We start from the raw sequence: 26,321 nt of genomic DNA on the forward strand, positions 1-26,321 counted from the left end.
CGGAACCAGGGTGTTACCAGCGGTAGTGCGCGAAGGCCTTGTTGGACTCGGCCATCTTGTGGGTGTCCTCGCGCCGCTTGACGGCGGCACCGAGGCCGTTGCTGGCGTCCAGCAGCTCGTTCATCAGCCGCTCGATCATGGTCTTCTCGCGCCGGGCGCGGGAGTAGGTGACCAGCCAGCGCAGGCCCAGGGTCGTCGCCCGGGCCGGACGGACCTCGACCGGCACCTGGTAGGTGGCGCCACCGACGCGGCGGCTGCGCACCTCGAGGGTCGGCTTGACGTTGTCCATCGCCCGCTTGAGGGTGACGACCGGGTCGGTGCCGGACTTCTCGCGGCAGCCCTCGAGGGCCGCGTACACGATGCGCTCGGCGAGCTGGCGCTTGCCGCGCAGCAGGATCTTGTTCACGAGCTGGGTGACCAGCGGCGAGTTGTACACCGGGTCAGCGACCAGCGGCTTCCGCGGAGCGGGTCCCTTGCGCGGCATCTCAGCTCTTCTCCTTCTTCGCGCCGTAGCGGCTGCGCGCCTGCTTGCGGTTGCGGACGCCCTGGGTGTCCAGCGAGCCGCGAACGATCTTGTACCGCACGCCGGGGAGGTCCTTCACACGGCCGCCGCGGACGAGCACGATCGAGTGCTCCTGCAGGTTGTGACCCACGCCCGGGATGTAGGCGGTCACCTCGATCTGGCTGCTGAGCTTGACACGAGCGACCTTGCGCAGCGCCGAGTTCGGCTTCTTGGGGGTGGTGGTGTACACACGGGTGCACACGCCGCGCCGCTGAGGGGAACCCTTCAGCGCCGGGGTCTTGGTCTTACTCGTCTTCGCCTGGCGGCCCTTGCGGACCAGCTGCTGGATCGTGGGCACCGGGTTTCTCCGCTCCCTTCGGCCGCCGAAGCGACCGCGCCGTCTGCCGTAGCCGACCGGGTGGTCGACCCTCCTACATTCCGGCCAGGGCCACCTTGCGGAGGTCCCGGCACCCGCGGTCGGGCGTGTCGCCCGGCTCACGGTTCCGGCGCCGTCGCTCGCGCGCGCACCGGGTTTCTGTCACCGGCGCGCGATCGCCGCGCACCGGGTCTTTGACTCTGTCGTGTCGCCGCGCGATCACCGGATCAACCGGGTCCAGCGCACGCACGAGTTGCCCGGGCAAGCCCGGGCACGAGGGGAAAGAGTACCTATCACAGCCGCACAGGTCAAAACGGAGAGGCCCCGGAGATCAGCGTCACCGCCCTGCCGGCCGAACCGTCGCGCCTGCCCACCCGCGATGGGCACCTACGGCAACAAGTGTAACGGCTCTCCCGCGATCCGGCCCGTCACCCCCGCGCGGACCAGATCTCGTCCGCCGGACCTACCCGCCGCCGGGCGAGGGCCGGTCGGTGTCGGGCCTGCCGCCGCCTCTGCGGTCACCCCACTCCCAGCAGCAGCGCCAGCCCCAGCCCGACCAGGCTGAGCACCAGCCCGGCCGCCCCGCAGCTGATCCCCGCCACCGCCAGCCCCCGGCCCGTGAAGCGCACCGCGGGCGGGGGCGCCGGCCGGCGGATCTGCCGCATGCCGAGCAAACCCGCCACGACCGCCCCCGCACCGACCAGCACGCCGAGCACGGTGAACACTCCGGCGGCCCAGACGCCCGCGGAGCCGGCCGCCGCACCGAAGCAGATCGCCAGGACGGACACGAGGATCGAGGCGATCCCGGCGACCAGCGACCCGACGGCGAGCCCGGACGTGACCGGGGGGACGTCGAGGTGCACCACGCCGAAAGGCGTGCCGGGCACCGGCTCGACCCGCTTCGGCGGCCGCGGGGCGTCCCGCGGCGGCGGGGGAACCCGCCCCCAGCTCGCGCCCGGTCCGCCCCAGGCGCCGACCGGCGGTTGCCCGGGGTGCCCCGGGTGCGCGCCGGCTGGCTGCCCCGGCCAGGCCGCCGGCCCCGGGTACGCCCCGGCCGGATGCGCGTACCCGCCGGGCTGCGGGCCGGGGTGCGGCACGCCCAGGTACGGCCCCGGCCCCGGGTACGGCCCCTGACCGACCGCCGGAAACTGACCCACCGACGGCGCGGCGCCGGGCTGCGGCGCGGACCCGGGCTGCGCAAAGGAACCGGCGGGGGAATCGGGACTCCCGGCCGGCGCGGGCGGCGCCCCGGCCGGCTGCGAGGCCGACGGCTCCGCTGGTGCGGACCGCTCGGCCGGTGCCGACGGGGGCGCGGACGGCGGGGAGACCGGTGGCGGGGCGTACTCCACGGAGGCGACCTCCGGAGGGACGCTGGCCGGGGACCCCGCCTCGGGCGTGGGCCTGGCCCACGGGCTCTCCCCCGGTGCCGGCGTGGGGACCGCCGGTTCAGGGGGCGCGGCGGGTCGCTCCGCCGGGTCGCCCGAGGGCGGCGCCGGTTCCGTCACGTGGGCCTCCTGTCGCCGGTCGGTGTCCACCGTCGCGCGACGGACACGGGCCAGGCTACCGCCGCCGGCCCGAGTCGGTGGGTGCGCGTGCGGGCATTCCCCGGCACGGTCAGTCCACGTTCGGGGCGTAGTCGTGCCCGTACGGATCCCCGGCGAGCCGGACCACGCCGACCACCACCGCCACGACCAGCGCCGTCGCGACCAGGACGAGCCCGGCCCAGGCGAGTCGCTCACCCCGGCGCAGCCAGTCCGCCCCGGTGAGGAAGCCCCCCGACGCGTACGCCTCCCGGCGGGCCTGCCGGGACAGCACGAGCGCGAGCGTTGCCGGCACCACCCCGCCGACGAAGAGCCCGGTGAGCGCGCCCATCAGGCCGAGGGCGAAGACCGCGCGGGCCTTGCTGGAGCGGACGGGGTCGGGGTCGAGCGGGTGGCGCGCCCCCTGCTGCGCGACGGGCACCTGCCCGGGTGCGGTCGTCATGCCCCCATCATGCCCGGCCCCGCCGGGAAGCCCAGCCCGCTACCGCCATCTGGCGGTGTCGGGCCGGAAACGCGACGAGACCCCCGACAGGTGCCGGGGGTCTCGTCGTTTTCTGCCTTAGCGGTACGACCCGAAGTCGAAGTCGTCCAGCGGAACCGCCTGCCCGCTGGCCGGCCCGAAGCCGTAGTCGGTCTCCGGGTACCCGGTCATCGAGTAGACCTTGGCCTTCGCCTCCTCGGTCGGCTCGACCCGGACGTTGCGGTACTTGCTGATGCCCGTACCGGCCGGGATGAGCTTACCGATGATCACGTTCTCCTTGAGGCCGATCAGCGAGTCGCTGCGGGCGTGGATCGCCGCGTCCGTCAGCACCCGGGTGGTCTCCTGGAAGGAGGCCGCCGACAGCCAGGAGTCCGTGGCCAGCGAGGCCTTGGTGATACCCATCAGCACCGGACGGCCGGCGGCGGGCTCGCCGCCCTCGGACACGAGCCGGCGGTTCTCCGACTCGAACAGCGCCCGGTCGACCAGCACGCCCGGCAGGAACTCGGTCGAGCCGGAGTCGATGACCGTCACCCGCTTGAGCATCTGGCGGATGATGATCTCGATGTGCTTGTCGTGGATGAGCACGCCCTGCGAGCGGTAGACCTCCTGGACCTCCTGGGTCAGGTGGACCTGGACCGCGCGCGGGCCGAGGATGCGCAGCAGCTCGTGCGGGTCGATGGTGCCCTCGGTGAGCTTCTCGCCGACCTCGACGTGGTCCCCGTCGTGGGCCCGCAGCCGGACCCGCTTGGAGATCTTGTCGTAGACGATCTCGTCGCTGCCGTCGTCCGGCACCACGATGATCTTCCGCGAGCGCTCGCCGTCCTCGATCCGGATGCGGCCCGGGGTGTCGGCGATGGGCGCCTTACCCTTCGGGACCCGGGCCTCGAAGATCTCCTGGACACGCGGCAGACCCTGGGTGATGTCCTCACCCGCGACGCCACCGGTGTGGAACGTACGCATCGTCAGCTGCGTACCAGGCTCACCGATCGACTGGGCGGCGATGATGCCGACCGCCTCGCCGACGTCGACGGTCTTGCCGGTCGGCAGCGAGCGGCCGTAGCACGCCCCGCAGACGCCCAGCTTGGACTCACAGGTGAGCACGCTGCGCACCCGCACCGTCTCCACCCCGGCGGCGACGATCTTGTCGACCAGGATGGAGTTGACGTCCTGGCCCCGCTCGGCGACGACGGTGCCGTCCGGCCCCTTGATGTCGTCGGCCAGGGTCCGGGCGTGCACGCTGGTCTCCGCGTGCTCGTGGACGTACAGCTTGCCGTCGCGCCGCTCGCCGATCTGCATCGGGATGGCCCGGTCGGTGCCGCAGTCCTCCTCGCGGATGATGACGTCCTGCGAGACGTCCACCAGACGACGGGTCAGGTAACCCGAGTCGGCGGTCCGCAGCGCGGTGTCGGCGAGACCCTTGCGGGCACCGTGCGTGGAGATGAAGTACTCCAGCACGGACAGACCCTCCCGGTAGCTGGCCTTGATCGGCCGCGGGATGATCTCACCCTTCGGGTTGGCCACCAGACCACGGATCGCGGCGATCTGGCGGAGCTGGAGCAGGTTACCGCGGGCACCCGAGTTGATCATCTTCCACAGCGGGTTCTCCTGCGGCAGCGCGGTGTCCATCTCCTTGGCGACCTCGTTGGTCGCGTTGGTCCAGATGGAGATCAGCTCGCTGCGGCGCTCCTCGGCGGTGATCAGACCGCGCTGGTACTGGCGGTCGATCTTGTCGGCTTCCTTCTCGTACCGCTCGAGGATCTCCCGCTTGCGCGGCGGAGCGATGACGTCCTCCATGCCGATCGTCACGCCGGACCAGGTGGCCCAGTGGAAGCCGGCCTCCTTGAGCCCGTCCAGGGTGGCCGCGAGGGCCACCTTGGGGAAGCGCTCGGCGAGGTCGTTGACGATCGCGGAGAGCTGACCCTTGCGGATCTCGTAGTTCACGAAGCGGTAGCCCGGCGGCAGCGTCTCGTTGAACAGGACCCGACCGAGCGTGGTCTCGACGGTCACCGGGGCGCCCTCGACCCAGTCCTCCGGCGCGACCCACGGCTCGGCGTTGGCACCGTTGTCGACCCCGACCAGCCCGCGCAGGCGGATCTTCACCGGCGCCTGCAGGTGCAGCTCGCCGCTGTCGAAGGCCATCCGCGCCTCGGCGTCCGAGCTGAACGCCCGGCCCTCACCCCTGCCACCCGGGGTGAGGTGGGTGAGGTGGTACAGACCGATGACCATGTCCTGGGTGGGCATGGTGACCGGCTTGCCGTCGGCCGGCTTGAGGATGTTGTTCGACGACAGCATCAGGATCCGCGCCTCGGCCTGGGCCTCGGCGGACAGCGGCACGTGCACCGCCATCTGGTCACCGTCGAAGTCGGCGTTGAACGCGGTGCAGACCAGCGGGTGGATCTGGATGGCCTTGCCCTCGACCAGCTGCGGCTCGAAGGCCTGGATGCCCAGACGGTGCAGGGTCGGCGCGCGGTTCAGCAGCACCGGGTGCTCGCCGATGACCTCTTCCAGCACGTCCCACACGACCGGCCGCTGCCGCTCGACCATCCGCTTGGCGGACTTGATGTTCTGCGCGTGGTTCAGGTCGACCAGCCGCTTCATCACGAACGGCTTGAACAGCTCCAGCGCCATCTGCTTGGGCAGGCCGCACTGGTGCAGCTTGAGCTTCGGGCCGACCACGATGACCGAACGGCCGGAGTAGTCGACGCGCTTGCCCAGCAGGTTCTGCCGGAACCGGCCCTGCTTGCCCTTGAGCATGTCGGACAGCGACTTCAGCGGACGGTTACCCGGGCCGGTGACCGGCCGGCCCCGACGGCCGTTGTCGAACAGCGCGTCGACGGCCTCCTGGAGCATCCGCTTCTCGTTGTTGACGATGATCTCGGGCGCGCCGAGGTCGATCAGCCGCTTGAGGCGGTTGTTCCGGTTGATCACCCGGCGGTACAGGTCGTTCAGGTCGCTGGTCGCGAAGCGGCCACCGTCGAGCTGCACCATCGGGCGCAGGTCCGGCGGGATGACCGGGACGCAGTCCAGCACCATGCCGAGCGGCGAGTTGCGGGTGTTCAGGAACGCCGCCACGACCTTGAGCCGCTTGAGCGCCCGGATCTTCCGCTGGCCCTTGCCCGTACGGATGGTCTCGCGCAGGCTCTCGGCCTCGGCGTCGAGGTCCATGTTCTGGACCAGCGCCTTGATGGCCTCGGCGCCCATGCCGCCGGTGAAGTACTCGCCGAACCGGTCGCGCAGCTCCCGGTAGAGCAGCTCGTCGGTGACCAACTGCTTCGGATCCAGCTTGCGGAAGGTGTCGAGCACCTCGTCCAGACGGTCGATCTCGCGCTGGGCCCGGTCGCGGATCTGGCGCATCTCGCGCTCTCCGCCCTCCTTGACCTTGCGCCGGACGTCCGCCTTGGCACCCTCGGCCTCCAGCTCGGCCAGGTCGGCCTCGAGCTTGGCGGCCCGCTTCTCGATCTCCGAGTCGCGGCTGTTCTCGGCCTGCCGCTTCTCGGCCAGGATCTCGTTCTCGATCGTCGACAGGTCGCGGTGGCGCGCCTCGACGTCCACGCTCGTCACGACGTACGAGGCGAAGTAGATGATCTTCTCGAGGTCCTTGGGGGCGAGGTCCAGCAGGTAGCCCAGCCGGCTCGGGACGCCCTTGAAGTACCAGATGTGCGTCACCGGGGCGGCCAGCTCGATGTGGCCCATCCGCTCGCGCCGGACCTTGGAGCGGGTCACCTCGACGCCGCAGCGCTCGCAGATGATGCCCTTGAACCGAACCCGCTTGTACTTACCGCAGTAGCACTCCCAGTCCCGCTGCGGACCGAAGATCTTCTCGCAGAAGAGCCCGTCCTTTTCCGGCTTGAGGGTGCGGTAGTTGATCGTCTCAGGCTTCTTGACCTCGCCGTGGGACCACTGACGGATGTCGTCGGCGGTGGCGAGGCCGATCCGCAGCTCGTCGAAGAAGTTGACGTCGAGCACTATGTCCCCTATGTCGTCGTCTGTACTGCTTAGCTATCGGGCGGGGTCGGGAGCCGGCGAACCGGCCCCCGACTGCCCACCTCAGACCTCTTCGACCGAGCTCGGCTCGCGCCGGGACAGGTCGATGCCCAGCTCCTCGGCGGCCCGGAACACCTCGTCGTCGGTCTCGCGCATCTCGAGGGCGACCCCGTCGCTGGAGAGCACCTCGACGTTGAGGCACAGCGACTGGAGCTCCTTGAGCAGCACCTTGAACGACTCCGGGATGCCCGGCTCCGGGATGTTCTCGCCCTTGACGATCGCCTCGTAGACCTTGACCCGGCCCAGGACGTCGTCGGACTTGATCGTCAGCAGCTCCTGCAGGGCGTACGCGGCGCCGTACGCCTGCATCGCCCAGCACTCCATCTCACCGAAGCGCTGGCCACCGAACTGCGCCTTACCACCCAGCGGCTGCTGCGTGATCATCGAGTACGGGCCGGTCGACCGAGCGTGGATCTTGTCGTCGACCAGGTGGTTGAGCTTCAGGATGTAGATGTAGCCGACCGCGATCGGGTCCGGCAGCGGCTCGCCGGAGCGGCCGTCGAACAGCTGCGCCTTGCCGCTGGAGCCGATCAGCTGCTTGCCGTCCCGGTTGGGCAGGGTCGACGCGAGCAGACCGGAGATCTCCTCCTCGCGGGCGCCGTCGAAGACCGGCGTCGCCACATTGGTGTCCGGCTCGGACTCGTGCGCCTCGATGGAGCGCAGCTGGCGCTTCCACTCGGCGTCGTCGCCCTCGACCTTCCACCCCGTCTTGGCCACCCAGCCGAGGTGCGTCTCCAGCACCTGGCCGATGTTCATCCGGGACGGCACACCCAGCGGGTTCAGCACGATGTCGACCGGGGTGCCGTCCTCCAGGAACGGCATGTCCTCGATCGGCAGGATCTTCGAGATGACGCCCTTGTTGCCGTGCCGGCCGGCGAGCTTGTCGCCGTCCTGGATCTTCCGCTTCTGAGCCACGTAGACCCGGACCAGCTCGTTGACGCCCGGGGGCAGCTCGTCGCCGTCCTCGCGGGAGAACGTCCGCACGCCGATGACCGTGCCGGTCTCGCCGTGCGGCACCTTCAGCGAGGTGTCCCGGACCTCGCGCGCCTTCTCACCGAAGATCGCGCGGAGCAGCCGCTCCTCCGGGGTCAGCTCGGTCTCACCCTTCGGCGTGACCTTGCCGACCAGGATGTCACCGGGGACGACCTCGGCGCCGATCCGGATGATGCCGCGCTCGTCGAGGTCGGCGAGCATCTCCTCGCTGACGTTCGGGATGTCGCGGGTGATCTCCTCCGGGCCGAGCTTGGTGTCCCGCGCGTCGACCTCGTGCTCCTCGATGTGGATCGAGGTGAGCACGTCCTGCTGCACGAGGCGCTGCGACAGGATGATCGCGTCCTCGTAGTTGTGGCCCTCCCAGGTCATGAACGCCACGAGCAGGTTGCGCCCGAGCGCCATCTCGCCCTCGTCGGTGCACGGCCCGTCGGCGATGACCTGGCCGGCCTCGACGCGGTCGCCCTCGAAGACCACCGGCTTCTGGTTGACGCAGGAGCCGGCGTTGGAGCGGCGGAACTTGTGCAGCAGGTACGTCCGGCGGTGGCCGTCGTCCTGGTGGACGGTGATGTAGTCGGCGCACAGGTCCTCGATCACGCCGCCCACCTCGGCGACGACCACGTCACCGGCGTCGACGGCGGCCCGGTACTCCATGCCGGTGCCGACCAGCGGCGACTCCGCCTTGACCAGCGGCACCGCCTGGCGCTGCATGTTCGCGCCCATGAGCGCGCGGTTGGCGTCGTCGTGCTCGAGGAACGGGATCATCGCGGTCGCGACGGAGGTCATCTGCCGCGGCGAGACGTCCATGTAGTCCACGGCCTCCGGCGCCACGTCCTCAGTTTCGCCGCCCTTACGGCGGACCAGGACGCGCTCCTCGGCGAACGTACCGTCGGACTTCAGCGGGGCGTTGGCCTGCGCCTTGACGAACCGGTCCTCCTCGTCCGCGGTCAGGTAGTCGATCTGGTCGGTGACCCGACCCTCGACGACCTTCCGGTACGGCGTCTCGATGAAGCCGAACGGATTGACCCGGGCGAAGGTGGACAGCGCGCCGATCAGACCGATGTTCGGGCCTTCCGGCGTCTCGATCGGGCACATCCGGCCGTAGTGGGACGGGTGCACGTCGCGGACCTCGAAGCCGGCCCGCTCGCGGGACAGACCGCCCGGGCCGAGCGCGCTCAGCCGGCGCCGGTGGGTCAGGCCCGCCAGCGGGTTGGTCTGGTCCATGAACTGGGACAGCTGCGACGTGCCGAAGAACTCCTTGATCGCCGCCACCACCGGGCGGATGTTGATCAGGGTCTGCGGCGTGATCGCCTCGACGTCCTGCGTGGTCATCCGCTCGCGGACGACGCGCTCCATCCGGGACAGGCCGACCCGGACCTGGTTCTGGATCAGCTCGCCCACCGTACGCAGGCGGCGGTTGCCGAAGTGGTCGATGTCGTCGGCCTCGTAGCCCTCCTCGCCGGCGTGCAGCCGGCAGAGGTACTCGACGGTGGCGACGATGTCGTCCTCGGTCAGCGTGCCGGTGGTGATCGGCACGTCGAGCTCGAGCTTCTTGTTGAACTTGTACCGACCGACCTTGGCGACGTCGTACCGCTTCGGGTTGAAGAAGAGGTTGTCGAGCAGGGTCTGGGCGTTCTCGCGGGTCGGCGGCTCGCCCGGACGGAGCTTGCGGTAGATGTCGAGCAGGGCCTCGTCCTGGCCGGCGATGTGGTCCTTCTCGAGCGTGGTCATCATCAGCTCGGACCAGCCGAACTTCTCGCGGATCCGGTCGGCCGACCAGCCGATGGCCTTCAGCAGCACCGTGACGGCCTGCCGACGCTTGCGGTCGATGCGAACGCCGACCGTGTCGCGCTTGTCGATGTCGAACTCCAGCCAGGCACCCCGGCTCGGGATGACCTTGACGCTGGAGAGGTCGCGGTCGGAGGTCTTGTCCGGCTGCTTGTCGAAGTAGACGCCCGGGGACCGGACGAGCTGGCTGACGACGACCCGCTCGGTGCCGTTGATGATGAACGTGCCCTTGGGCGTCATCATCGGGAAGTCACCCATGAACACCGTCTGGCTCTTGATCTCGCCGGTGGTGTTGTTGGTGAACTCCGCCGTCACGAACAGCGGGGCGCAGTAGGTAAGGTCCTTCTCCTTGCACTCCTCGATCGAGGCCTTGACCTCGTCGAAGCGCGGAGCCGAGAAGGAGAGCGACATGGTGCCGGAGAAGTCCTCAATGGGACTGATCTCGTCGAGGATCTCCGCGAGACCCGAGCGTGCGTGCGGGTCGTCCACCGACCGGCCCTGCCAAGCCTCGTTGCCGACGAGCCAGTCGAAGGACTCGTTCTGGATGGCGAGGAGGTTGGGGACCTCGAGGTGTTCGGTGATCCTGCCGAAAGAGACTCGGCGGGGCGCGAAAGCGCTCGACGTACGACTGGTCTTCGCAGGGCGGGAAGCTGCCAAGATGCGTCCTTCCGAGGACCGGTGCTGCAGAACGGCTGGTACGCGTGCACTCCAATGACCCCACCAGAAATATCCATAAACGGACATTTCCGAGCAGGGGTCAAGTCGGAAGGCAGCGCAAACTAGCAGTGTAGCCGAGAGGCTAACCGCTGTCCAGCCCGCCCCGCAGGTCGTCGCGGAACGTGCCTCGGGGCCCCTCGAACGGGGCCGCACCGGGCCGCTCGGAACGCGGCGAGCCTACGGACCGCCCGGGTGCGACGGAGGGTGGCACCGCCGCTGCCATTACCCGAGTGGTGGCCGTTGCAAGCGCGGAAGGTCTTGCTGGTGTCAGCGTGCCTGGCGGCCCGGGGCCACGTCAAGGGCCCGTCTCGTCCGGGCCCGTGTTTCCCGCTCCCGGGCGACCGGCCCGGTCCGCCACGCCGCCCGACACGCGGCGTCGATGCCCTGCTCACGCCGCTGCTGCGCGTGCCCACCAGCAACACGGCGGGCGACGACCCGTTCCCGGATCGTCGCCCGCCGCCACGCGGTGTGCCCTGGCTCACGCGAGCCGGACACGCGCCTGGTCCCTCGATTACTTGAGGGTGACCTTGGCGCCCTCGCCCTCGAGCTTGGCCTTGGCCTTCTCGGCGGTCTCCTTGTTGACCTTCTCCAGGACCGGCTTCGGCGCGGCCTCGACCAGGTCCTTGGCCTCCTTCAGGCCCAGGCCGGTCAGCTCGCGCACGACCTTGATGACCTGGATCTTCTTGCCACCGTCGGCGTCGAGGACGACGTCGAACTCGTCCTTCTCCTCCTCGACCGGCGCGGCGGCGGCGGCCGGGGCACCCGCGGCCACGGCGACCGGGGCGGCGGCGGTGACCTCGAAGGTCTCCTCGAACTGCTTCACGAACTCGGAGAGCTCGATCAGCGTCATCTCCTTGAACGCGTCGAGCAGCTCGTCGGTGCTGAGCTTCGCCATGTCTGGCGTCCTTTCCTGAATGCTTGACTAGGTATGTGGTGCGCCGCGGGGCCTCAGGCCGCCTCGGCGCCCTCCTTCTCGCGCTTGTCCTGCAGGGCGGCCGCCAGGCGGGCGGTCTTCGACAGCGGGGCCTGGAACAGGGCCGCGGCCTTGCTCAGGTTGCCCTTCATCGCGCCGGCCAGCTTGGCCAGCAGCACCTCACGGGACTCCAGGTCGGCGAGCTTCGTGACCTCGGCCGCGGAAATGGCCTTGCCCTCGAAGACGCCGCCCTTGATGACGAGCTTCGGGTTGGCCTTCGCGAAGTCGCGAAGCCCCTTCGCCGCCTCGACGACGTCGCCCGAAACGAAAGTCAGCGCGGTAGGACCGGTGAACAGCTCGTCGAGGCCGGAGATGCCCGCCTCGGTCGCGGCACGCTTCGCCAGCGTGTTCTTCGCGACCGTGTAGGTGGTCTCCTTGCCGAGCGAGCGCCGCAGCTGGGTGAGCTGGGCAACCGTCAGGCCACGGTACTCGGTGAGGACCGCCGCGCCCGCGTTGCGGAAGCTCTCGGTCAGCTCAGCGACGGCCGTGGCCTTGTCGGCCCGGATCGGCTTGTCCGCCATGTCCCTCCTCTCTCGTTGCTCCAGGCTGGTCCACCGGGAAGCCGACGGGCTTCGGCGGTTGCGGAGGGACCACGACAACGAGAAAGCCCCGGCGCAGGGCGCACGGGGCGAGGGCCGGCCGGACTCACCGCAGTCGGCGGACCACGGAAACACAGCCGCTTTTCGCTTGCCGCCCTGCGCGGGTCGCCCGTCGAAGCGGGACCTTCGACCGTGCCGGGGCACGGTGACCAGCGGTCTCTGGGTGGTACTTCGCGACAAGGCTACGCCACACCTGCAGCAAGGGCCAAATCGCCCCCGCGTGCTCCCGGTCACGTGGCCCGACGGCACGAGCCCGCCGCCGGACCGGGCGGACGTCAGGCCCGGGCCCGGCGGCGCCAGACGTAGCCGGCCAGGACCACCGCGCTCCACGCCACCGCCCAGGCGCTGAGCAGGGCCACGGCCGCCGCGGACGGGCCCTCGGCGGCGGCCCGGGCGGTCGGCATGACCGGAGGCGCCAGCCAGGGCGCCACCGAGCCGGAGAGGCCGAGAACCACGGCGCCCACCGCACCGAGCGCCAGCACGGCCACGGCGTACCCCGCGCTGCCCGTGACGGCGCGGCTGGCCAGCGCGCCGAGGGCCACCGCGGCGGGCAGGGCGAGCAGGTGTGCCCAGAGCCCGAGCGCCACCCCGACGACCACGGACCGGTCCCCCGGCCCGGTCGGGCCGGCCAACCCGCCGACCAGCCACGGGAACGCCAGTGCCACAGCCACCGTGCCCAACCCCGCCGCGGCCGCCGCGAGCAGCCCCGCGGCCCGCTCCCGCGCCGGGCCGACGGCCACCACGGCCAGCCGGCGCTGCACGTCCGGCTCGACGTCGAGCAGGATCCTGGTCTGCCAGGCCAGCACCGGGAAGAGCACCACCGCCGACACGCCGTAGGCCTCCCCCGGCTCGGCCCGGCCGCCGCCGTAGAGGACGCCGAGGGCCAGCAGGCCGGCCAGCAGCGGGGCGACGGCCCGCCCGGTGCGTAGGAAGCCGGCCAGTCGCATCCGGACCAGCCCGCTCACCGGCGCGCCCGCCCGGGCTCGGCGGCCCGCACCGCCGCGCCCTGCTCGTCGGTCGGCGGCACCGACCCACCCCCAACCTCGACGGAGTCGACGATCGGGGCAGAGCCGGCGGCCGAAGCAGTGTCGACGGCCAGGGCAGAGCCGACGGCCGGATGCTCCCCGGGCGGGACCGGGGCGTCGGGCGGGGCGGCGTCGGAGCGTACCCGTAGGACGTGGTGGCCGTCGGCGCGCAACCGGGCGACGGCGTGGGCGACCCGCGCGGCCGGGACCGCGATCTCCACGACCGCCAGCGGCCCGCCCGGCCCGGCGGACGGCCCCTCCGCGGTGACGGTGCCGTCGGAGACCGTCCAGCGGGCGGCACGGGGCAGCCGGACGGTCTCCCCCCGGTGGTCGCTGATCAGAACCGACCCGCCGGCTGCCAGCACCTCGTCGATCAGGGCGGGGACCAGCTCGCGGGCGGCCGCATCCAGCCCCTCCCAGGGCTCGTCGAGGACGAGCAGGCCCGGCCGACGCAGCATCGCCTGGGCCAGGCCGACCTTCTGGGCGGTGCCCTTGGACAGCTCGGGCAGCCGCACGTCGCGGAACCCGGTCAGGCCCAGCCGCTCGACCCAGCGGTCGGCCGCCGGGCCGGCCTCGGCGGGGCCCAGGCCGGCGACCCGGGCCATCCCGGTGAGGTAACGGCGCACCGTGAACGGCTGGTCAGCCGGGAACCGCTCCGGCACCCAGCCGACGCGCCGCGGGCGGTCGACGACCCGGCCCCGGGTCGGCCGGAGCACCCCGGCCGCGAGCTGGAGCAGCGTCGACTTGCCGACGCCGTTGCGGCCGAGCACCACCGCCGCCTCGCCCGGGCCGATGCCCACGCTCGTCGCCCGCAGCACCCACGGGCCGCGCCGGTGGTAGCGCAGCCAGACATCCTCACACCGCATGCCGCGAGCCTGCCACAGCGGACGAACGAACGGGGCCCCGCCACGAGTCGTGGCGGGGCCCGTCGAGGCAGCCGTGCTCAGCCCTCGGCCGAGCCCTCCTGGAGGTTCTTCACCACGTTCGGGTCGACCGGCACGCCCGGGCCCATCGTGGTGGTGAGGGTGACCTTCTTCAGGTACTTGCCCTTCGCGGCCGACGGCTTGGCCCGCAGCACCTCGTCGAGGACCGCCGCGTAGTTGTCGACCAGCTGGGACTCGGAGAACGAGGCCTTGCCGATGATCAGGTGCAGGTTGGAGTGCTTGTCCACCCGGAAGGTGATCTTACCGCCCTTGATGTCCGAGACGGCCTTGGCGACGTCCATGGTCACCGTGCCGGTCTTCGGGTTCGGCATGAGACCGCGCGGGCCCAGGATCCGCGCGATCCGGCCGATCTTGGCCATCTGGTCCGGCGTGGCGATCGCCGCGTCGAAGTCGAGCCAGCCGCCCTGGATCCGGGCGACGAGCTCGTCGGTGCCCACCTCGTCCGCACCGGCGGCCGCGGCCTCCTCGGCCTTCGCGCCGGCGGCGAAGACGATCACGCGGGCGGTCTTACCGGTGCCGTGCGGCAGGTTGACCGTGCCGCGGACCATCTGGTCCGCCTTACGGGGGTCGACGCCGAGGCGCATCGCGACCTCGACCGTGGCGTCGAACTTGACGGAGGTGGTCTCCTTGGCCAGCTTGACGGCCTCGGCGGGGGTGTAGAGCTTCGACCGGTCGATGACCTCGGCGGCCTTGCGGTAGCTCTTGCTGCGCTGCATTTCTCGATTACTCCTGTGGTCTCTGGCGGGCCGCGGCGTCCGCGCGCCCTCCCACGAACGGGTCCGGTCTCGGGTGGGCGACGTCAGTCGGCGACGGTCAGGCCCATCGACCGGGCGGTGCCGGCGATGATCTTCTCAGCCTGCTCGATGTCGTTGGCGTTGAGGTCGGCCATCTTCTTCTCGGCGATCTCCCGCAGCTGGGCGCGGGTGACACTGCCGACCTTCTCCTTGTGCGGGACGCCGGAGCCCTTCTGCACGCCGGCGGCCTTGATCAGCAGCCGGGCGGCGGGCGGGGTCTTCAGCACGAAGGTGAAGGTGCGGTCCTCGTACACGCTGATCTCGGCGGGGACGATGTCGCCCCGCTGGGACTCGGTCTGCGCGTTGTAGGACTTGCAGAACTCCATGATGTTCACGCCGTGCTGACCGAGCGCGGGGCCGACCGGCGGCGCCGGGGTGGCCTGGCCCGCCGGCAGCTGAAGCGTGAACGTCTTGACGAGCTTCTTCTTCGGAGGCATGTCTCTTCCTGGGGCTTGGAACTGGGAAATGTGCCGGCCGCGGACGCGCACGGTCAGCGCGATGCGACAGCGGCGACGTTCTAGGGTAGCGCAGCGTTCCGCCGCCTCCTTCCGCGAGGTCGGTGGAGGGCGGAACGAGTTCGCCGGCGGGGGCTCGCAGCCCACCGCCGGCGAGCCGGTACGTCAGATCTTGGCGACCTGGTTGAAGTTCAGCTCCACCGGAGTCTCCCGGCCGAAGATCGACACCAGCACCTTGAGCTTCTGCTGGTCGGCGTTGATCTCACTGATGGTCGCCGGCAGCGAGGCGAACGCGCCGTCGGTGACGGTGACCGAGTCGCCGACCTCGAAGTCGAGGACCTTGACCTCGGGCTTCGCCTTCTTCTGCTCGGTCTCGACCGCCGGGGCCAGCCACTTGAGCACCTCGTCGAGGCTCAGCGGCGCCGGGCGGTCGGCCCGGTCGGTCGCCCCCACGAAGCCGGTGACCCCCGGGGTGTTGCGCACGCAGGAGTACGACTCGGCCGTCAGCTCCATCCGGACCAGGATGTAGCCCGGGAAGACCTTGGCCTGGACCTGGGACCGCTTGCCGTTCTTGACCTCGACCTCTTCCCGGGTCGGCACCTCGACCTGGTAGATGTAGTCCTCCATGTCGAGGGACGTGATCCGGGTCTCGAGGTTGGTCTTGACCTTGTTCTCGTAGCCGGCGTACGAGTGCACCACGTACCAGTCGCCAGGCGCGTAGCGCAGCTTCTGGCGCAGCTCCGCCACCGGGTCGTAGTCCTCGTCCGGGGCAGGCTCGGTGGTCGGAAAGTCCGGCTCGCTGGCGGCCTCGACCGACTCGTCACTGGCCGCCGTCGCCACCGTGGACTGCTCGTCCGTGGTCTCGGCGGTCTCGTCGTACTCAGGCACGCTCGCTCACTTCCGTCACTATCGGCTAAGTCAGCCGGTCAGCTGGGGTTGCCGAAGACGAACAGCACGCCCTTTGCGAAGGCGTAGTCCAGGCCGGCCACGATCGTCAGCATCACGGCGACGAAGGTGACCACCACAGCCGTGTAGGTCAGCAACTCCTTGCGGGTCGGCCAGATGACCTTACGCAGCTCGGCGACGACCTCGCGGAAGAACCGCCCGATGCGGGCGAAGAGGCCCACCCGGTCGGTGTCCTTGCGGGTCTTCTTGTCGTCAGCCGACTCGGCCTTGGCCCGCGCCCGGGTGGCCGTACCGCCCCGGGAGACCGGCTCCTCCGCGTCGGTGGCGTCGTCGGCGGCCACGTCGTCGACGGTCTCGTCGTTCAGACGGTCGTCGCCGGCGTCCTCGCTGCGCCGCTTGCTCTCGGCCACTTCGCCCTCCGTCGCGGGAAATCGGGTCGCACACCGGTGCGGTGCGCGCGGCGCTGGTCACGCCGGCCGGACCAACCGTCCCGCGACGGGCCGCGGCCGGCGGATCGACGGACGGGCCCGATTGCCTCGGAACCACCCCGCCGATGCCACCACCACGGGCCGAACGCCGCCGGTTGGCGGCGCGACCCACGGGAACGGTCAGGCCTGAGGCGCAGGGGTGACAGGACTTGAACCTGCAGCCTGCGGTTTTGGAGACCGCTGCTCTGCCAATTGAGCTACACCCCTGTGCGGCACGCTCACCCGACCCGGCCAGCCAGCACCGGGCGGGGTCACTTGCCCCACGGCGGACCAGTGTACGGGTAGCGACGCCACTTTCCCAACCGGTCTGCCATCTCGCGTGGCGGAGCCCCGTCAGCGGGGCGTCCGGATCACCGCCCGGGCCTGCGAGAGCACCTTCTCCCCCCGGCACGTCGCGGTGATGTCGAGCCTGGTCAGGCCCTCCCCCGTGACCTCCTTGACCCTGGCGGTCACCTCGATCTCCGTGCCGGCGTCGTCGTCGGGGACGACCACCGGGCGGGTGAACCGGACCCCGTAGTCGACCACGGCGTCGGGCGCCCCGGCCCACTCGGCGACCGCCCGACCGACGAGGGCCATGGTGAACATCCCGTGCGCGATCACCCCGGGCAGGCCCACCTTCGTCGCGAACCGGTCGCTCCAGTGGATCGGGTTGAAGTCGCCCGAGGCGCCCGCGTAGCGGACCAGGTCGGCCCGGGTGACCCGGAAGGTCTTGGTGGGCAGCTCCATCTCAGGCCTCCCCGCGTACGACGAGCTTGGACCAGACGGTGACGACCGGCTCGCCGGCCGGCGTCCTGACGTCGGTGCGGGTCGTGAGGAAGTCGTGCCCGCCCCGGTGGTTGATGTCCTCGATGGTGTTCACGCAGACCAGTTCGTCCCCGGCCACCACCGGCCGGGCGTACGCGAAGCGCTGGTCCCCGTGGACCACCCGGCTGTAGTCCATGCCGAGGGCGGGATCCTCGATGATCTGCTGGCTGGCGGCCATGGTGACCACCACCGGGAAGGTCGGCGGGGCGACCACGTCCGGGTGCCCCAGCGCCCGGGCGGCGTCGGGGTCGTGGTGCGCCGGATCGGTGGCGCCGACGGCGGTGGCGAACTCGCGGATCTTTTCTCGGCCCACCTGGTAGGGGGCGGTCGGCGGATAGGTCCGGCCGACGAAGGACGGGTCCAAGGGCATGCCCGAGAACCTACACGGAAAGCGCGAAAGCCGACCCGGCGCGGACGGGCGGCCAAGGCCGCGCCATCCGTTGCCGGATCGGCGATCGAGGGTCGTGCTGCCGGCTCGCGCCGGCGATGGTCAGCGGGTCTCGCGGTGGACCGTGTGCCGCCCGTCCCGGGGGCAGAACTTCTTCAGCTCGATGCGGTCCGGGTCGTTGCGGCGGTTCTTGCGCGTGATGTAGTTGCGCTCCTTGCACTCCACACACGCCAAAGTGATCTTCGGCCGGACATCGGTCGCCTTCGCCACGGCGGAGTGCCTTCCTCGCTCAGTCAACAACTACGGCGCCACAGCGTACGCGCTGCTGACGCGGACATGCAAAGTGGGCGCCTGGGGCGCCCCTTCCACCGCCCACCGGAAGCGAGCCCGGAGGACGAGAGTAGCGGTGGCCGGACTTGAACCGGCGACACAGCGATTATGAGCCGCTTGCTCTGCCATCTGAGCTACACCGCCGTGGCGGGTCCAGCCGGACCCTTTGAGCCCCCTTACGGAATCGAACCGTAGACCTTCTCCTTACCATGGAGACGCTCTGCCGACTGAGCTAAGGGGGCCTGCGCGATCAACACCGTGGCCGCGCAGAGGTAAGAGTACACGGCCCGGCCCCGGAGGTGAAATCGGATCCCCCCGCACCCGGGGGGACCGCCGTTACCGCAGGTCAGAGCAGAATCGTGGAGCGATCCGGGACCACCCGCAGCCGAGGGTGCTCCACGCCGCCGGCCGCCTCGGGCTCCGCCTGGGCCCCGAACCAGGCCTCCAACCGCTCGTACGGCAGCGGCCGGCTGAACAGGAAGCCCTGGCCGATCTCGCAGCCGATGTCCTGGAGCAACTCCAGGGTCAACTCGCTCTCCACGCCCTCGGCCACCACGGCCAGGCCGAACTGCTGCGAGAGAGTCACCACCGCGTTGACGATGGCCAGGTCCCCCGGGTCGGTCGCCATGCCCTGCACGAACGACCGGTCGACCTTGACCTCGTGCACGGGCAGCCGCCGCAGGTACGCCAGTGACGAGGAGCCGGTGCCGAAGTCGTCCACGGAGAGCCGTACGCCGAGGTCGCGCAACCGGCGCAGGGCCGGGATGGGGCGGTCCGTGCCGTCCAGCACCCCGCCCTCACGGATCTCGAAGGTGAGCCGCTGCGGCGGCACCCCGTACGCGTCGAGCAGCTCGCGTACCTGGTCGGGGAAGTGCGGGTCGGTGAGCGTACGCGCGGAGAGGTTGACCGCGACGGCGAGCGGCTGCTGGGCGTGGCTCCAGTCCCGGCTGCGCCGCAGCCCCTCCCGGAGCACCACCTCCGTGAGCCGACCGAGCAGACCGGTGTGCTCCGCCACCGCGACGAAGTCCTCGGGGGCGACCTGGCCGTGCGCGGGGTGCTCCCACCGGGCCAGGCACTCCACCCCGACGAGGCGGCGGTCGCGCAGGGTCACCTTGGGCTGGAAGTAGACCTCCAGCTCGCCCTCGTCCAAGGCGCGGCGCAGGTCGCCGGCGAGGCCGAGCCTGCGCAGCGACCGGGACTCCAGGGCCGGGCTGAACAGATGGACGCTGCCCGGCATGGTCTTCGCCGCCATCGCGGCGAGGTCGACCCGTTGCAGCAGGGTGGCGGCGTCGCTGCCGTGGTCCGGGTGCACGGCCACCCCGACGGCCGTGTCCACGTCCAGGGTGAGCGCGTCGAAGACCATCTCGGCGCGGATCTCCTCCCGCAGCCGCGTGGCCAGCGCAAGCGCCGCATCGGCGTTCTCCAGCCGGAGGGTGACCAGGAACTCGTCGCCGCCGGCCCGGCCGACCAGGGCCGAGGACGGCGCGGACGAACGCAGTCGGTCGGCGACCTCGGCGAGGACCTGGTCCCCGGCGGCGTGGCCGAGTGACTCGTTGACCTGACGCAGCCCGTCGACGTCGAACAGCAGGACCGCGACGACCTCGCCCGGTGCCCGGATCTTGACGGCCTCGTCGAGCGCGCCGGTGATCCGCCGCCGGTTGGGCAGCTTGGTCAGCGTGTCGTGGTACGCGTCGTGGCGCAGCCGGTCGACCAGCCGGGAATTCTCCAGGGCCACCGCCGCGTGCGCGGCCACCGTCTCGAACACCGGCACGTCGGACGGCGTGAAGTGACCCACATCACTGAGCCGGTTGACGACCTCCAGGGTGCCGATCACGGCCTCCCCGGAACGCAGCGGCACGATGATCGCGTCCTTGGCGGTGGCCTGCCGCAGCACCGCCAACCCCTCCCGGTCGCCCCCGAGCCGGGCGCCGAGCGCCAGCGTCTGGCGCTGCCGCACGGCACGCTCCCGCAGGGCCGCCGGGATCAGGGAGAAGTCGAGCAGGCCGCGGCCGTCCACCCGGGCGGTCAGCAGCACCTCGGGGTGCCGACCCTGAACGGGCAGCCACAGGGTGGCGTACTCGGCCTGCATCAGCGAGCGGACCCGGCCGAGCAGCGCGTCCGGCAGCGTGCCGTCCTGGCCGCTGCTGGTCATCGCCTGGGTCAGCTCGTAGATGTCGGCGAGAGTGCGGTGCTGGCGCAGGAACTGGGCGTACGCCCGGTAGACCGCGGCGAGGGTCACCGCGAGCGCCCCGAGCAGCAGCATCGACCAGTAGGTGGTGGACAGCGCGAGCAGGGTGATCAGTCCCACCGCCACGTTCACCCCGGCCGCCAGCAGCGGCACGACGGAGGTGCGGATCACCTCCATCCCTGCCTGCCAGCCCTGGAGCAGGGTGATCACGCCTACCACCGCGGCGAGCGTGACCAGGGTGATGGTGCTGACGGCGGCGAAAAGGATGCCCCAGGTGCCGGGCCCGACGCCCCGGATCGGCGGCAGGGCCAGCAGGACCAGCCCGGCGAGCGAGGTCGCGGCGGCCGAACGGGCGACGTTGAAGGCGAACTTGGCCGGGCCGAGCCGGTGTCGGAACTGGGTGATCAGGGCGGCCAGGGTGGCCACCAGCACCAGGGTCAGCGGCGGCAGGTAATACAGTGCCAGGACCAGCGGGATCTCGGTGATCGTCGCCGACAGCGTCTGCCGCCGGATGATGAAGCTCAGCACCGGCAGCTGGGCCGCGACCAGGGCCACCAGGAACAGCACGGCCAAGCCCCAGTCGCCGTACGGCTCTCGCTCGACCAGTGCGATCAGCAGGCAGCAGATGACAGCCAGGAGCGCGAGTGGCCCGGTGATCAGCCAGGCGAGATCGGTCCCCCGCCGTCGTAGGGCTGCCTCACGGCTCGTCATCCTGCTCCCTTGTCGTCACGAGCGGAACTTCACGCCGACGCCTGGCAGCCCCCGCCGTCGCCAAGGCGACGGCGGGTGTCACATGAATTGCGAAGGACCTAGTGCCACTCGAACTCGAGACTCTTCGAGTCGCCTGCGTCCGGGCCCCCGGCGGCGCCCAGGGCACCGATCGCAAGGGCGAAGAGCATCAAGGTCATGCCGAGTAGCCGACCCAGCTTTTGAGTTGGCATCTGGGGTGCTCCTGTCATGAAACGGGCAGCGCGGGGGGCGTGAAGATTCCATGATGGTGCCACACGCGCCGAGGGCAACAAAGCCCTCGGCGCGCCGGCTCAGTCTGGATGGCAGCAAGTCCGACCGATCGGCAGAACGCCCTGCCTGGCGGGGTGATACCCGCGCAGTCCGCACCGGCCGCACCCCGGTGCAGTTGGCGAACACTCGGACTTTCGGCGTCAATGGTTGATTTTTCCTGACTGCCCCCTGAATCAACGAACGGGCCCGGATCGGCCCGGAACGCTCTGCCTCGCTCTGACTACCAGAGCGGCCTTTCCCACCGCTAGCCATCTATCGAAGAATTTAACTACGGTGCACCTCCGCCGTCGTCCGGGGAATTCGCGTATACCCCGTCGGGCACCGGAGGGGACGAGATGGCCAAAACGATCGGCCGGGAAGTGGAGGCGGCCGATCGTCGTACGCGTCACGCATCGACGCCCGGCGAGACTCGGCGCCGGCGGCAGGAGGCCCGCAACGTACCCGGGCGGAATCCCGTCGCCTCCAGCCTCCATCCGTGGAGAACCGGCCCGAACTTCAGGCTCTCATCTCGGCTGCCGTTCCGGCCGGACGCGGGAGGCACCCGGACCTCGTTTGGCCGCCTCGTTACAACCGGGGGCGATCTGCGCCTGAATGCGATGGCGGTCTGCGTGGCCTGCGGCACGACGTGACCGGCTGCGCGACCGAGGGCCATCCGACTGCACCGCCGACGGCCGACGTCCACCACCAGAGCCCACCGCCCCGGGACAACTCCGCGACATCGCCCCCGGGCCGTCAGATCATGTATCGATGACCAGTGGAGACGCGCTAGCCAGCCTCCGGGAGGCCGCCACCCTGTGGAGCGTCGGTTCCGCCCCCGCGACTGATGTGATCGACGCTGCCTGCGCCTGCCTGGTCGCAGGCGTAGACAGCCCGACCCTCCGCATCCTGGCCGGCATCTCGCCCACCCCCGGTAGCGAGAGTGACGAGCTGCGCCGCTGGCTGCGAGACGCACTGGAGGAACTCTCGTTGGCGTACTACCGGGAAGGAAGCCGGGAGGCCGACGAGGAAGGCCTCCGGATCATGGCCGGACGGCTGCTCGCCAAAAGCATCACCGCTCGCGACCTCACGTCCTGGGCATACGGCTTCATCACCTACGACGGAACTCCCCTGGCCCGGGAACTCATCGACCTTGAGAACACGTACGACTACCTTGACGCCGTCCACGAAGGGCGGCAGTACAGCGATACCGCGGCCACTGATGTCGACACGTGCGTGATCGCCGAAGCACGGCGTCTGCTCGGCGACACCAACACAGCCGAGAACGGCTGACCGGCGGACTCTCATCCGAGCGCGGCGCCGACTCCTTCCTGCCGGCATCAGTTCCGGAGCACAATTTGCTGAGCTTCCCGCCGTTCTTCGTCAGCAGGCACGAGTTGGAAACGCACCTCGACGAGAAACCGTCGACAATCAGCCAACTATCGGGCGGCACCGGCCCAGCGGAGGCGACAAGCAAGCCCGGCTGACTCGCCATCGCCGCCCATTCTGCGGATCAACCCGCCTCTGGGACCTCGACGTCAACCTCCATAATTCGCAAGCGGACGCCGGTGACGTTCTGCTCCACCATCTGCTTCAACGCCTGAGCGTTTTCCAGGGAGTCCAGCATCACGAGAACATGCATGACCTCCGGATCGGTGTCGTCCGCTCCCCACCAGCCCCGAACGAACCCCGGACTCTGCCGAGTGACCTCCGCCATGTGCTTGAGCCGGGCCGACCGCTCTCCGGCATCCGTCGAGAGGCCACGCTGCTCTCCGATCACCATCCACATGCGGCTGACGTTACAGGGGTGGCGCGTTCCCACCGGTCGGTCGTGTCGCCAGCCGGGTCACCGAGCGTCATCACGGTCAGCCGCAGAGGTCGAGCGGGGTTGATCCCAACGACAGGTGTACGACACAGCCAGCGGGCAGCGAGGCCCATGGGGTTAGCGTTCGTCTCTTCCTAGGCGCGCGAACTCATCGAGGGAAGCCTTCTTCTGCACCTCGCCGTTCTTCGCGCTGTCGGTGATCAGGACCGATCCGAGCTGCAGGCCGGCCGGATCAGCGAGCCGGAAGGTCACCGAATGGGAGGTGAAGCTGTTGCTGCTGGCGATGCCTCGCAGTCGAAAAGCCTCGCACCGCCCCGCAGAGCCATCGCTCAACCTCCAGCTTGTTAACTTGTCTGCCAAATTCAGACTCCAAGGTAAACGGCACTTGGCAGACAAGTCAACAAGCTTGGTGGGTGTCTCTTCAGTGAGTCTTAGACGAAGGGGGATGTGGACCTGCCCGGAAGGTGTCTCCCGGCGTCTACCGCTCTCCGCCGGTACCAAGCCTCTGCACTGGGTAAGTCGGCCGTTATGCCAGGTCATCAGAGATCAGTAGACGAGGAGCACTCACGTCCGGCGGGGGTCGACGACAGGACCATCGAGGCGCTGGGCGAACTGAGCAAGGCGCTGGAGACAATCCACCGGGTACGCGGTCACCTGTACTCGGCGCACCAGCTCGTCGGCGGCGCGGATCTGACCCTCGACCGGGTGGTAAAGCTGCTCCGTGAGGCAGGGCACGACGAGGTGGCCGGCCGGATCGAGCACGAACTGTTAGGGCGCAACGTGCTACCCGGCCGGTGGACGTTCCAGATCGTGGAGGAGTTCGACGACGGCTACTACGCCGCGTTCCAGGAGATCGAGCGGGACGCGCGGGAGAAGCTAGCCGGTGGTCGCCGGCACATCTACGAGGCCGAGATGAAGCAACGGCGGCGCACCCACGGCATGCCGGGGCACGAACCTACGCCGTAGCAGTGATCGGCAGTCCGTTGGGAAGCATCGAGGCCAAGGCGTACGCTCTGGCCTCGATGATCTTCAGTGTTGTGCGCCGGGCAGCGTGGTCGTGTCACTCGTTCCAGCGCACACCCCAGTATGCGGTGACCTTCCGGAGGTCTCCGCCGTACCTGCTCGCGCCTTCCCGCATCCAGCCGCAGTCAATTAGGCGCACCGATACGGAGCGCTGCTGGGGATAGCCGAAGACGATCGCGTGTTCGATGTTCTGCCCGAGCAGACACATCTCGTTCTGTAGTGGAGCGGTCGGCAGGTTATTCAGGTACGCGGAAAGGTCATCGACATGCTGGGTGAGCTTCCTGCTGGCGTCTAACCGTAGCGGGACCGCACTGTCGTACCGGTAGGTGCAGAGAAAAGCCTCGGTAGCCCCCGTCGGCACCAGATCAGCTTTGCCGCCGGACGGCGACGAGTGCTCGTCCCAGGCGTCAGGGCAACGAGCAGGACCAGCCTCGGTGTTGTCAATGGACGCCGCTTGGACCTGCGCTCGCACCGGATCCTCATTCTCGTACAGCAGAGCGAAGGCCGAGCCGAGGAAGACCACGGCCAAGACCATCGCGGCTATCGTGACGCGTCGCCGCGTGAGCGGGAGTCCTGCATTGCCGGCCATCTGCGCCACCGAGGACCACCCTTCATCGATTCTTACGCCATTGACATCATAGGGCACCTCATGGCCTCGACTCGGGGAAGCAGCCACCGGGACCACCGCTGCTTGATGGCCCCGGTGGGCTTTGAAGGGCCTTCAGGAAGTCGACGAGTTGGTGTTGGGGTAGGCCCCATAGACTCGGATGACGTCCGCCCAGTCCTGGAAGTACATAGTCGTACCCCCGCCGCCGGACACGATGCCCTTCGCTCGCACGCCGGTGCCGTCGAGCGTGAAGACGGGACCGCCGCTGTCTCCGCCCTGCGCTGGGGTGGAACCGTTCACCTGCGTGCTCTTGATCAGGCCGTAGATGGTGTAGTCGCAGTCACCGTCGGAGTCGGGCGCATTGCAGCTGACTCGAAGGTCGGTCGAACTCTGCTGCTTGATGCCGCAGACCGTGCCGCTTTTCATGCCGGACTGGCACACCAACTCGTTCGCCGCCCAGTACCCCCAGCTGCGGACCGCCTTGGTCGTTGATGTGGTGGCCGAGCCGTCAAAGATCAGATACCAGCCGGGCGCATTGATCAACAGTAGGTCAGAGCGCCAATCGTCGTCATACACCGGACCCATCTCTTTGAAGGTCCCGCCGTACGTGCCCTGGTACGCATCGTCCGGCGGAGTGGCACAGTGCCCAGCGCTCAGGACGTAGCTGCGTCCGCCGGCGTGTACGCCGAATCCTGTCGTGCAGCTCATTCGGTGATCAAGTCCTCGCCAGGACTCCCAACGACCGCCTCCGTTCCATGGTGAGGTGTCGTTGAGCCGGCTGGCGAGAAGGCTGAGCGGCTCGACTGCGTCCGTCACCTGTACCGGTACGTCCACCTGGGCCTCCGCGAGGATCTGCTCGACGGAGGCTTCCGAACTTTCGGACTGAATCAGGGCAGCTGGTTCACCATGAGTTACCTCCGGCCCGCGCGTGATCTGGAGACCGCTGCCATCGGGGGCGTAGCTGATCGACTGGATGTCACTACCGCCGTGCAGGTCAATGGCAGCGTGGATCTTTCTGCCAGCAGCATGCAACTCTGCCTCGGAATTGGTGGCAGCCTTGACCCTGACGAGACCGAACGCCCGCCCGGCGTCCAGCGCGGCGGACATGTCGGGGGTCAGTGCCCCCTTCCAGTACAGGGTGAGGCCGCCATCCTCGTACGCCAATCCAGCGAATCCGGAGTCCGGAGTCTGCACCTGGACGTCCCAGATCGCGGTTACCGCAGGTTGGAGCGCGTTCTGCCACCGCATCTCCGCCAAGAGCGCCGGGTCAAGATTATCGGTGGACTGTGGATCCTCGCTGCTGGCACTGGGGCTGGTCGGCGCGGCACTGGCCGCCATAGGTCCGGCCAGCAGCCCCGGCACTACAACAAGGGCCGCCATCGCTGCTGCTAGCGGTGCACGTGTCACGGACAGACGAGAGGGACTGACAGTGGGCATTCTGCTCCTCTGAGCTTCGATAAAGTAGGCGCAGAGTATCGGTGCAGCTACTCCAATGATGCCCGTCGTCCCATATCAATCGATCACGCTGTTTTCGGGC

The 26,321-nt window shown here is 69.7% G+C and carries 24 protein-coding genes and 3 tRNA genes; 2 read left to right on the plus strand and 25 right to left on the minus strand.

Annotated features, from left to right (window positions below; all coding sequences use genetic code 11):
• Positions 1 to 13: 13 nt before the first annotated feature.
• The 21 genes from rpsG to JD77_RS07905 all read right to left on the minus strand — a co-directional run bounded on the left by rpsG (position 14) and on the right by JD77_RS07905 (position 21,044).
• On the minus strand, positions 14 to 484 hold the full coding sequence (gene rpsG / locus JD77_RS07805; RefSeq protein ID WP_077938296.1) for a 30S ribosomal protein S7: 471 nt from the start codon (positions 482 to 484) through the stop codon (positions 14 to 16).
• 1 nt (position 485) lies between these two features.
• A complete protein-coding gene (rpsL, locus tag JD77_RS07810; protein WP_014440718.1) occupies positions 486 to 860 on the minus strand; it encodes a 30S ribosomal protein S12 in 375 nt (124 codons plus the stop codon).
• 536 nt (positions 861 to 1,396) lie between these two features.
• Positions 1,397 to 1,765 (minus strand): hypothetical protein, encoded by a 369-nt coding sequence (locus JD77_RS07815; protein WP_145777465.1) that lies wholly within the window; start codon positions 1,763 to 1,765, stop codon positions 1,397 to 1,399.
• A gap of 727 nt (positions 1,766 to 2,492) precedes the next feature.
• The gene (locus JD77_RS07820; RefSeq protein ID WP_145773685.1) at positions 2,493 to 2,861 is read right to left on the minus strand and encodes a hypothetical protein; all 369 of its coding nucleotides are present in this window, start codon (positions 2,859 to 2,861) and stop codon (positions 2,493 to 2,495) included.
• Between the two features lie 117 nt (positions 2,862 to 2,978).
• Positions 2,979 to 6,866, minus strand: coding sequence for a DNA-directed RNA polymerase subunit beta' (locus JD77_RS07825; protein ID WP_145773686.1), 3,888 nt, complete (start codon positions 6,864 to 6,866; stop codon positions 2,979 to 2,981).
• 81 nt (positions 6,867 to 6,947) lie between these two features.
• Positions 6,948 to 10,379 (minus strand): DNA-directed RNA polymerase subunit beta, encoded by a 3,432-nt coding sequence (rpoB, locus tag JD77_RS07830; protein ID WP_145773687.1) that lies wholly within the window; start codon positions 10,377 to 10,379, stop codon positions 6,948 to 6,950.
• 571 nt (positions 10,380 to 10,950) lie between these two features.
• The gene (gene rplL / locus JD77_RS07835; RefSeq protein ID WP_145773688.1) at positions 10,951 to 11,334 is read right to left on the minus strand and encodes a 50S ribosomal protein L7/L12; all 384 of its coding nucleotides are present in this window, start codon (positions 11,332 to 11,334) and stop codon (positions 10,951 to 10,953) included.
• Between the two features lie 53 nt (positions 11,335 to 11,387).
• On the minus strand, positions 11,388 to 11,933 hold the full coding sequence (gene rplJ / locus JD77_RS07840; protein ID WP_145773689.1) for a 50S ribosomal protein L10: 546 nt from the start codon (positions 11,931 to 11,933) through the stop codon (positions 11,388 to 11,390).
• Positions 11,934 to 12,286: 353 nt separating this feature from the next.
• Entirely contained in the window at positions 12,287 to 12,976 is a 690-nt protein-coding gene (locus tag JD77_RS07845; protein ID WP_145773690.1) for a hypothetical protein, read from the minus strand.
• Positions 12,973 to 13,902, minus strand: coding sequence for an ABC transporter ATP-binding protein (locus JD77_RS07850; protein WP_145773691.1), 930 nt, complete (start codon positions 13,900 to 13,902; stop codon positions 12,973 to 12,975). Before JD77_RS07850 ends, JD77_RS07845 begins: the two co-directional genes overlap by 4 nt.
• Positions 13,903 to 13,979: 77 nt before the next feature.
• Positions 13,980 to 14,696, minus strand: coding sequence for a 50S ribosomal protein L1 (gene rplA / locus JD77_RS07855; RefSeq protein WP_145773692.1), 717 nt, complete (start codon positions 14,694 to 14,696; stop codon positions 13,980 to 13,982).
• Between the two features lie 83 nt (positions 14,697 to 14,779).
• Positions 14,780 to 15,211, minus strand: coding sequence for a 50S ribosomal protein L11 (gene rplK / locus JD77_RS07860; protein ID WP_073828960.1), 432 nt, complete (start codon positions 15,209 to 15,211; stop codon positions 14,780 to 14,782).
• A gap of 183 nt (positions 15,212 to 15,394) precedes the next feature.
• A complete protein-coding gene (gene nusG, locus JD77_RS07865) occupies positions 15,395 to 16,117 on the minus strand; it encodes a transcription termination/antitermination protein NusG (protein WP_145773693.1) in 723 nt (240 codons plus the stop codon).
• Positions 16,118 to 16,155: 38 nt separating this feature from the next.
• Complete coding sequence (gene secE / locus JD77_RS07870; RefSeq protein WP_145773694.1) at positions 16,156 to 16,545, minus strand: preprotein translocase subunit SecE; 390 nt, start codon at positions 16,543 to 16,545, stop codon at positions 16,156 to 16,158.
• A 212-nt stretch (positions 16,546 to 16,757) separates the two neighbouring features.
• A tRNA-Trp gene (locus JD77_RS07875) sits at positions 16,758 to 16,830 on the minus strand.
• 126 nt (positions 16,831 to 16,956) lie between these two features.
• Positions 16,957 to 17,349: a MaoC family dehydratase gene (locus tag JD77_RS07880; RefSeq protein ID WP_145773695.1), complete on the minus strand. Its 393-nt coding sequence runs from the start codon at positions 17,347 to 17,349 to the stop codon at positions 16,957 to 16,959.
• A 1-nt stretch (position 17,350) separates the two neighbouring features.
• On the minus strand, positions 17,351 to 17,797 hold the full coding sequence (locus tag JD77_RS07885) for a MaoC family dehydratase N-terminal domain-containing protein (protein WP_145773696.1): 447 nt from the start codon (positions 17,795 to 17,797) through the stop codon (positions 17,351 to 17,353).
• A gap of 120 nt (positions 17,798 to 17,917) precedes the next feature.
• The gene (gene rpmG, locus JD77_RS07890; RefSeq protein ID WP_007073056.1) at positions 17,918 to 18,085 is read right to left on the minus strand and encodes a 50S ribosomal protein L33; all 168 of its coding nucleotides are present in this window, start codon (positions 18,083 to 18,085) and stop codon (positions 17,918 to 17,920) included.
• A gap of 131 nt (positions 18,086 to 18,216) precedes the next feature.
• Positions 18,217 to 18,289, minus strand: a tRNA-Met gene (locus JD77_RS07895).
• A gap of 25 nt (positions 18,290 to 18,314) precedes the next feature.
• Positions 18,315 to 18,387 (minus strand) — tRNA-Thr (locus JD77_RS07900).
• 104 nt (positions 18,388 to 18,491) lie between these two features.
• Positions 18,492 to 21,044: a bifunctional diguanylate cyclase/phosphodiesterase gene (locus tag JD77_RS07905; protein WP_145773697.1), complete on the minus strand. Its 2,553-nt coding sequence runs from the start codon at positions 21,042 to 21,044 to the stop codon at positions 18,492 to 18,494.
• A gap of 1,056 nt (positions 21,045 to 22,100) precedes the next feature.
• On the opposite strand from JD77_RS07905, the gene JD77_RS07910 reads away from it, so the two are divergent.
• Positions 22,101 to 22,622, plus strand: a complete 522-nt coding sequence (locus tag JD77_RS07910; RefSeq protein ID WP_145773698.1) for a hypothetical protein — start codon at positions 22,101 to 22,103, stop codon at positions 22,620 to 22,622.
• 220 nt (positions 22,623 to 22,842) lie between these two features.
• Here JD77_RS07910 and JD77_RS07915 read toward each other — a convergent pair whose 3' ends face one another.
• Positions 22,843 to 23,118 carry a hypothetical protein gene (locus JD77_RS07915; protein WP_145773699.1) on the minus strand — a complete coding sequence of 92 codons (276 nt, stop codon included), beginning with the start codon at positions 23,116 to 23,118 and terminating at the stop codon, positions 22,843 to 22,845.
• A gap of 153 nt (positions 23,119 to 23,271) precedes the next feature.
• Positions 23,272 to 23,406 carry a hypothetical protein gene (locus JD77_RS34665; protein WP_281292087.1) on the minus strand — a complete coding sequence of 45 codons (135 nt, stop codon included), beginning with the start codon at positions 23,404 to 23,406 and terminating at the stop codon, positions 23,272 to 23,274.
• Between the two features lie 276 nt (positions 23,407 to 23,682).
• On the opposite strand from JD77_RS34665, the gene JD77_RS07920 reads away from it, so the two are divergent.
• A complete protein-coding gene (locus tag JD77_RS07920) occupies positions 23,683 to 24,120 on the plus strand; it encodes a hypothetical protein (protein ID WP_145773700.1) in 438 nt (145 codons plus the stop codon).
• 94 nt (positions 24,121 to 24,214) lie between these two features.
• Here the strand turns inward: JD77_RS07920 and JD77_RS07925 are convergent, their stop codons facing one another.
• Together JD77_RS07925 and JD77_RS07930 are read right to left on the minus strand one after the other, a co-directional pair.
• On the minus strand, positions 24,215 to 24,775 hold the full coding sequence (locus JD77_RS07925) for a hypothetical protein (RefSeq protein WP_145773701.1): 561 nt from the start codon (positions 24,773 to 24,775) through the stop codon (positions 24,215 to 24,217).
• A gap of 123 nt (positions 24,776 to 24,898) precedes the next feature.
• The gene (locus JD77_RS07930; RefSeq protein ID WP_246140564.1) at positions 24,899 to 26,164 is read right to left on the minus strand and encodes a S1 family peptidase; all 1,266 of its coding nucleotides are present in this window, start codon (positions 26,162 to 26,164) and stop codon (positions 24,899 to 24,901) included.
• Positions 26,165 to 26,321: the final 157 nt, after the last annotated feature.

Source organism: Micromonospora olivasterospora (assembly GCF_007830265.1).
Classification (GTDB): Bacteria; Actinomycetota; Actinomycetes; order Mycobacteriales; family Micromonosporaceae; genus Micromonospora; species Micromonospora olivasterospora.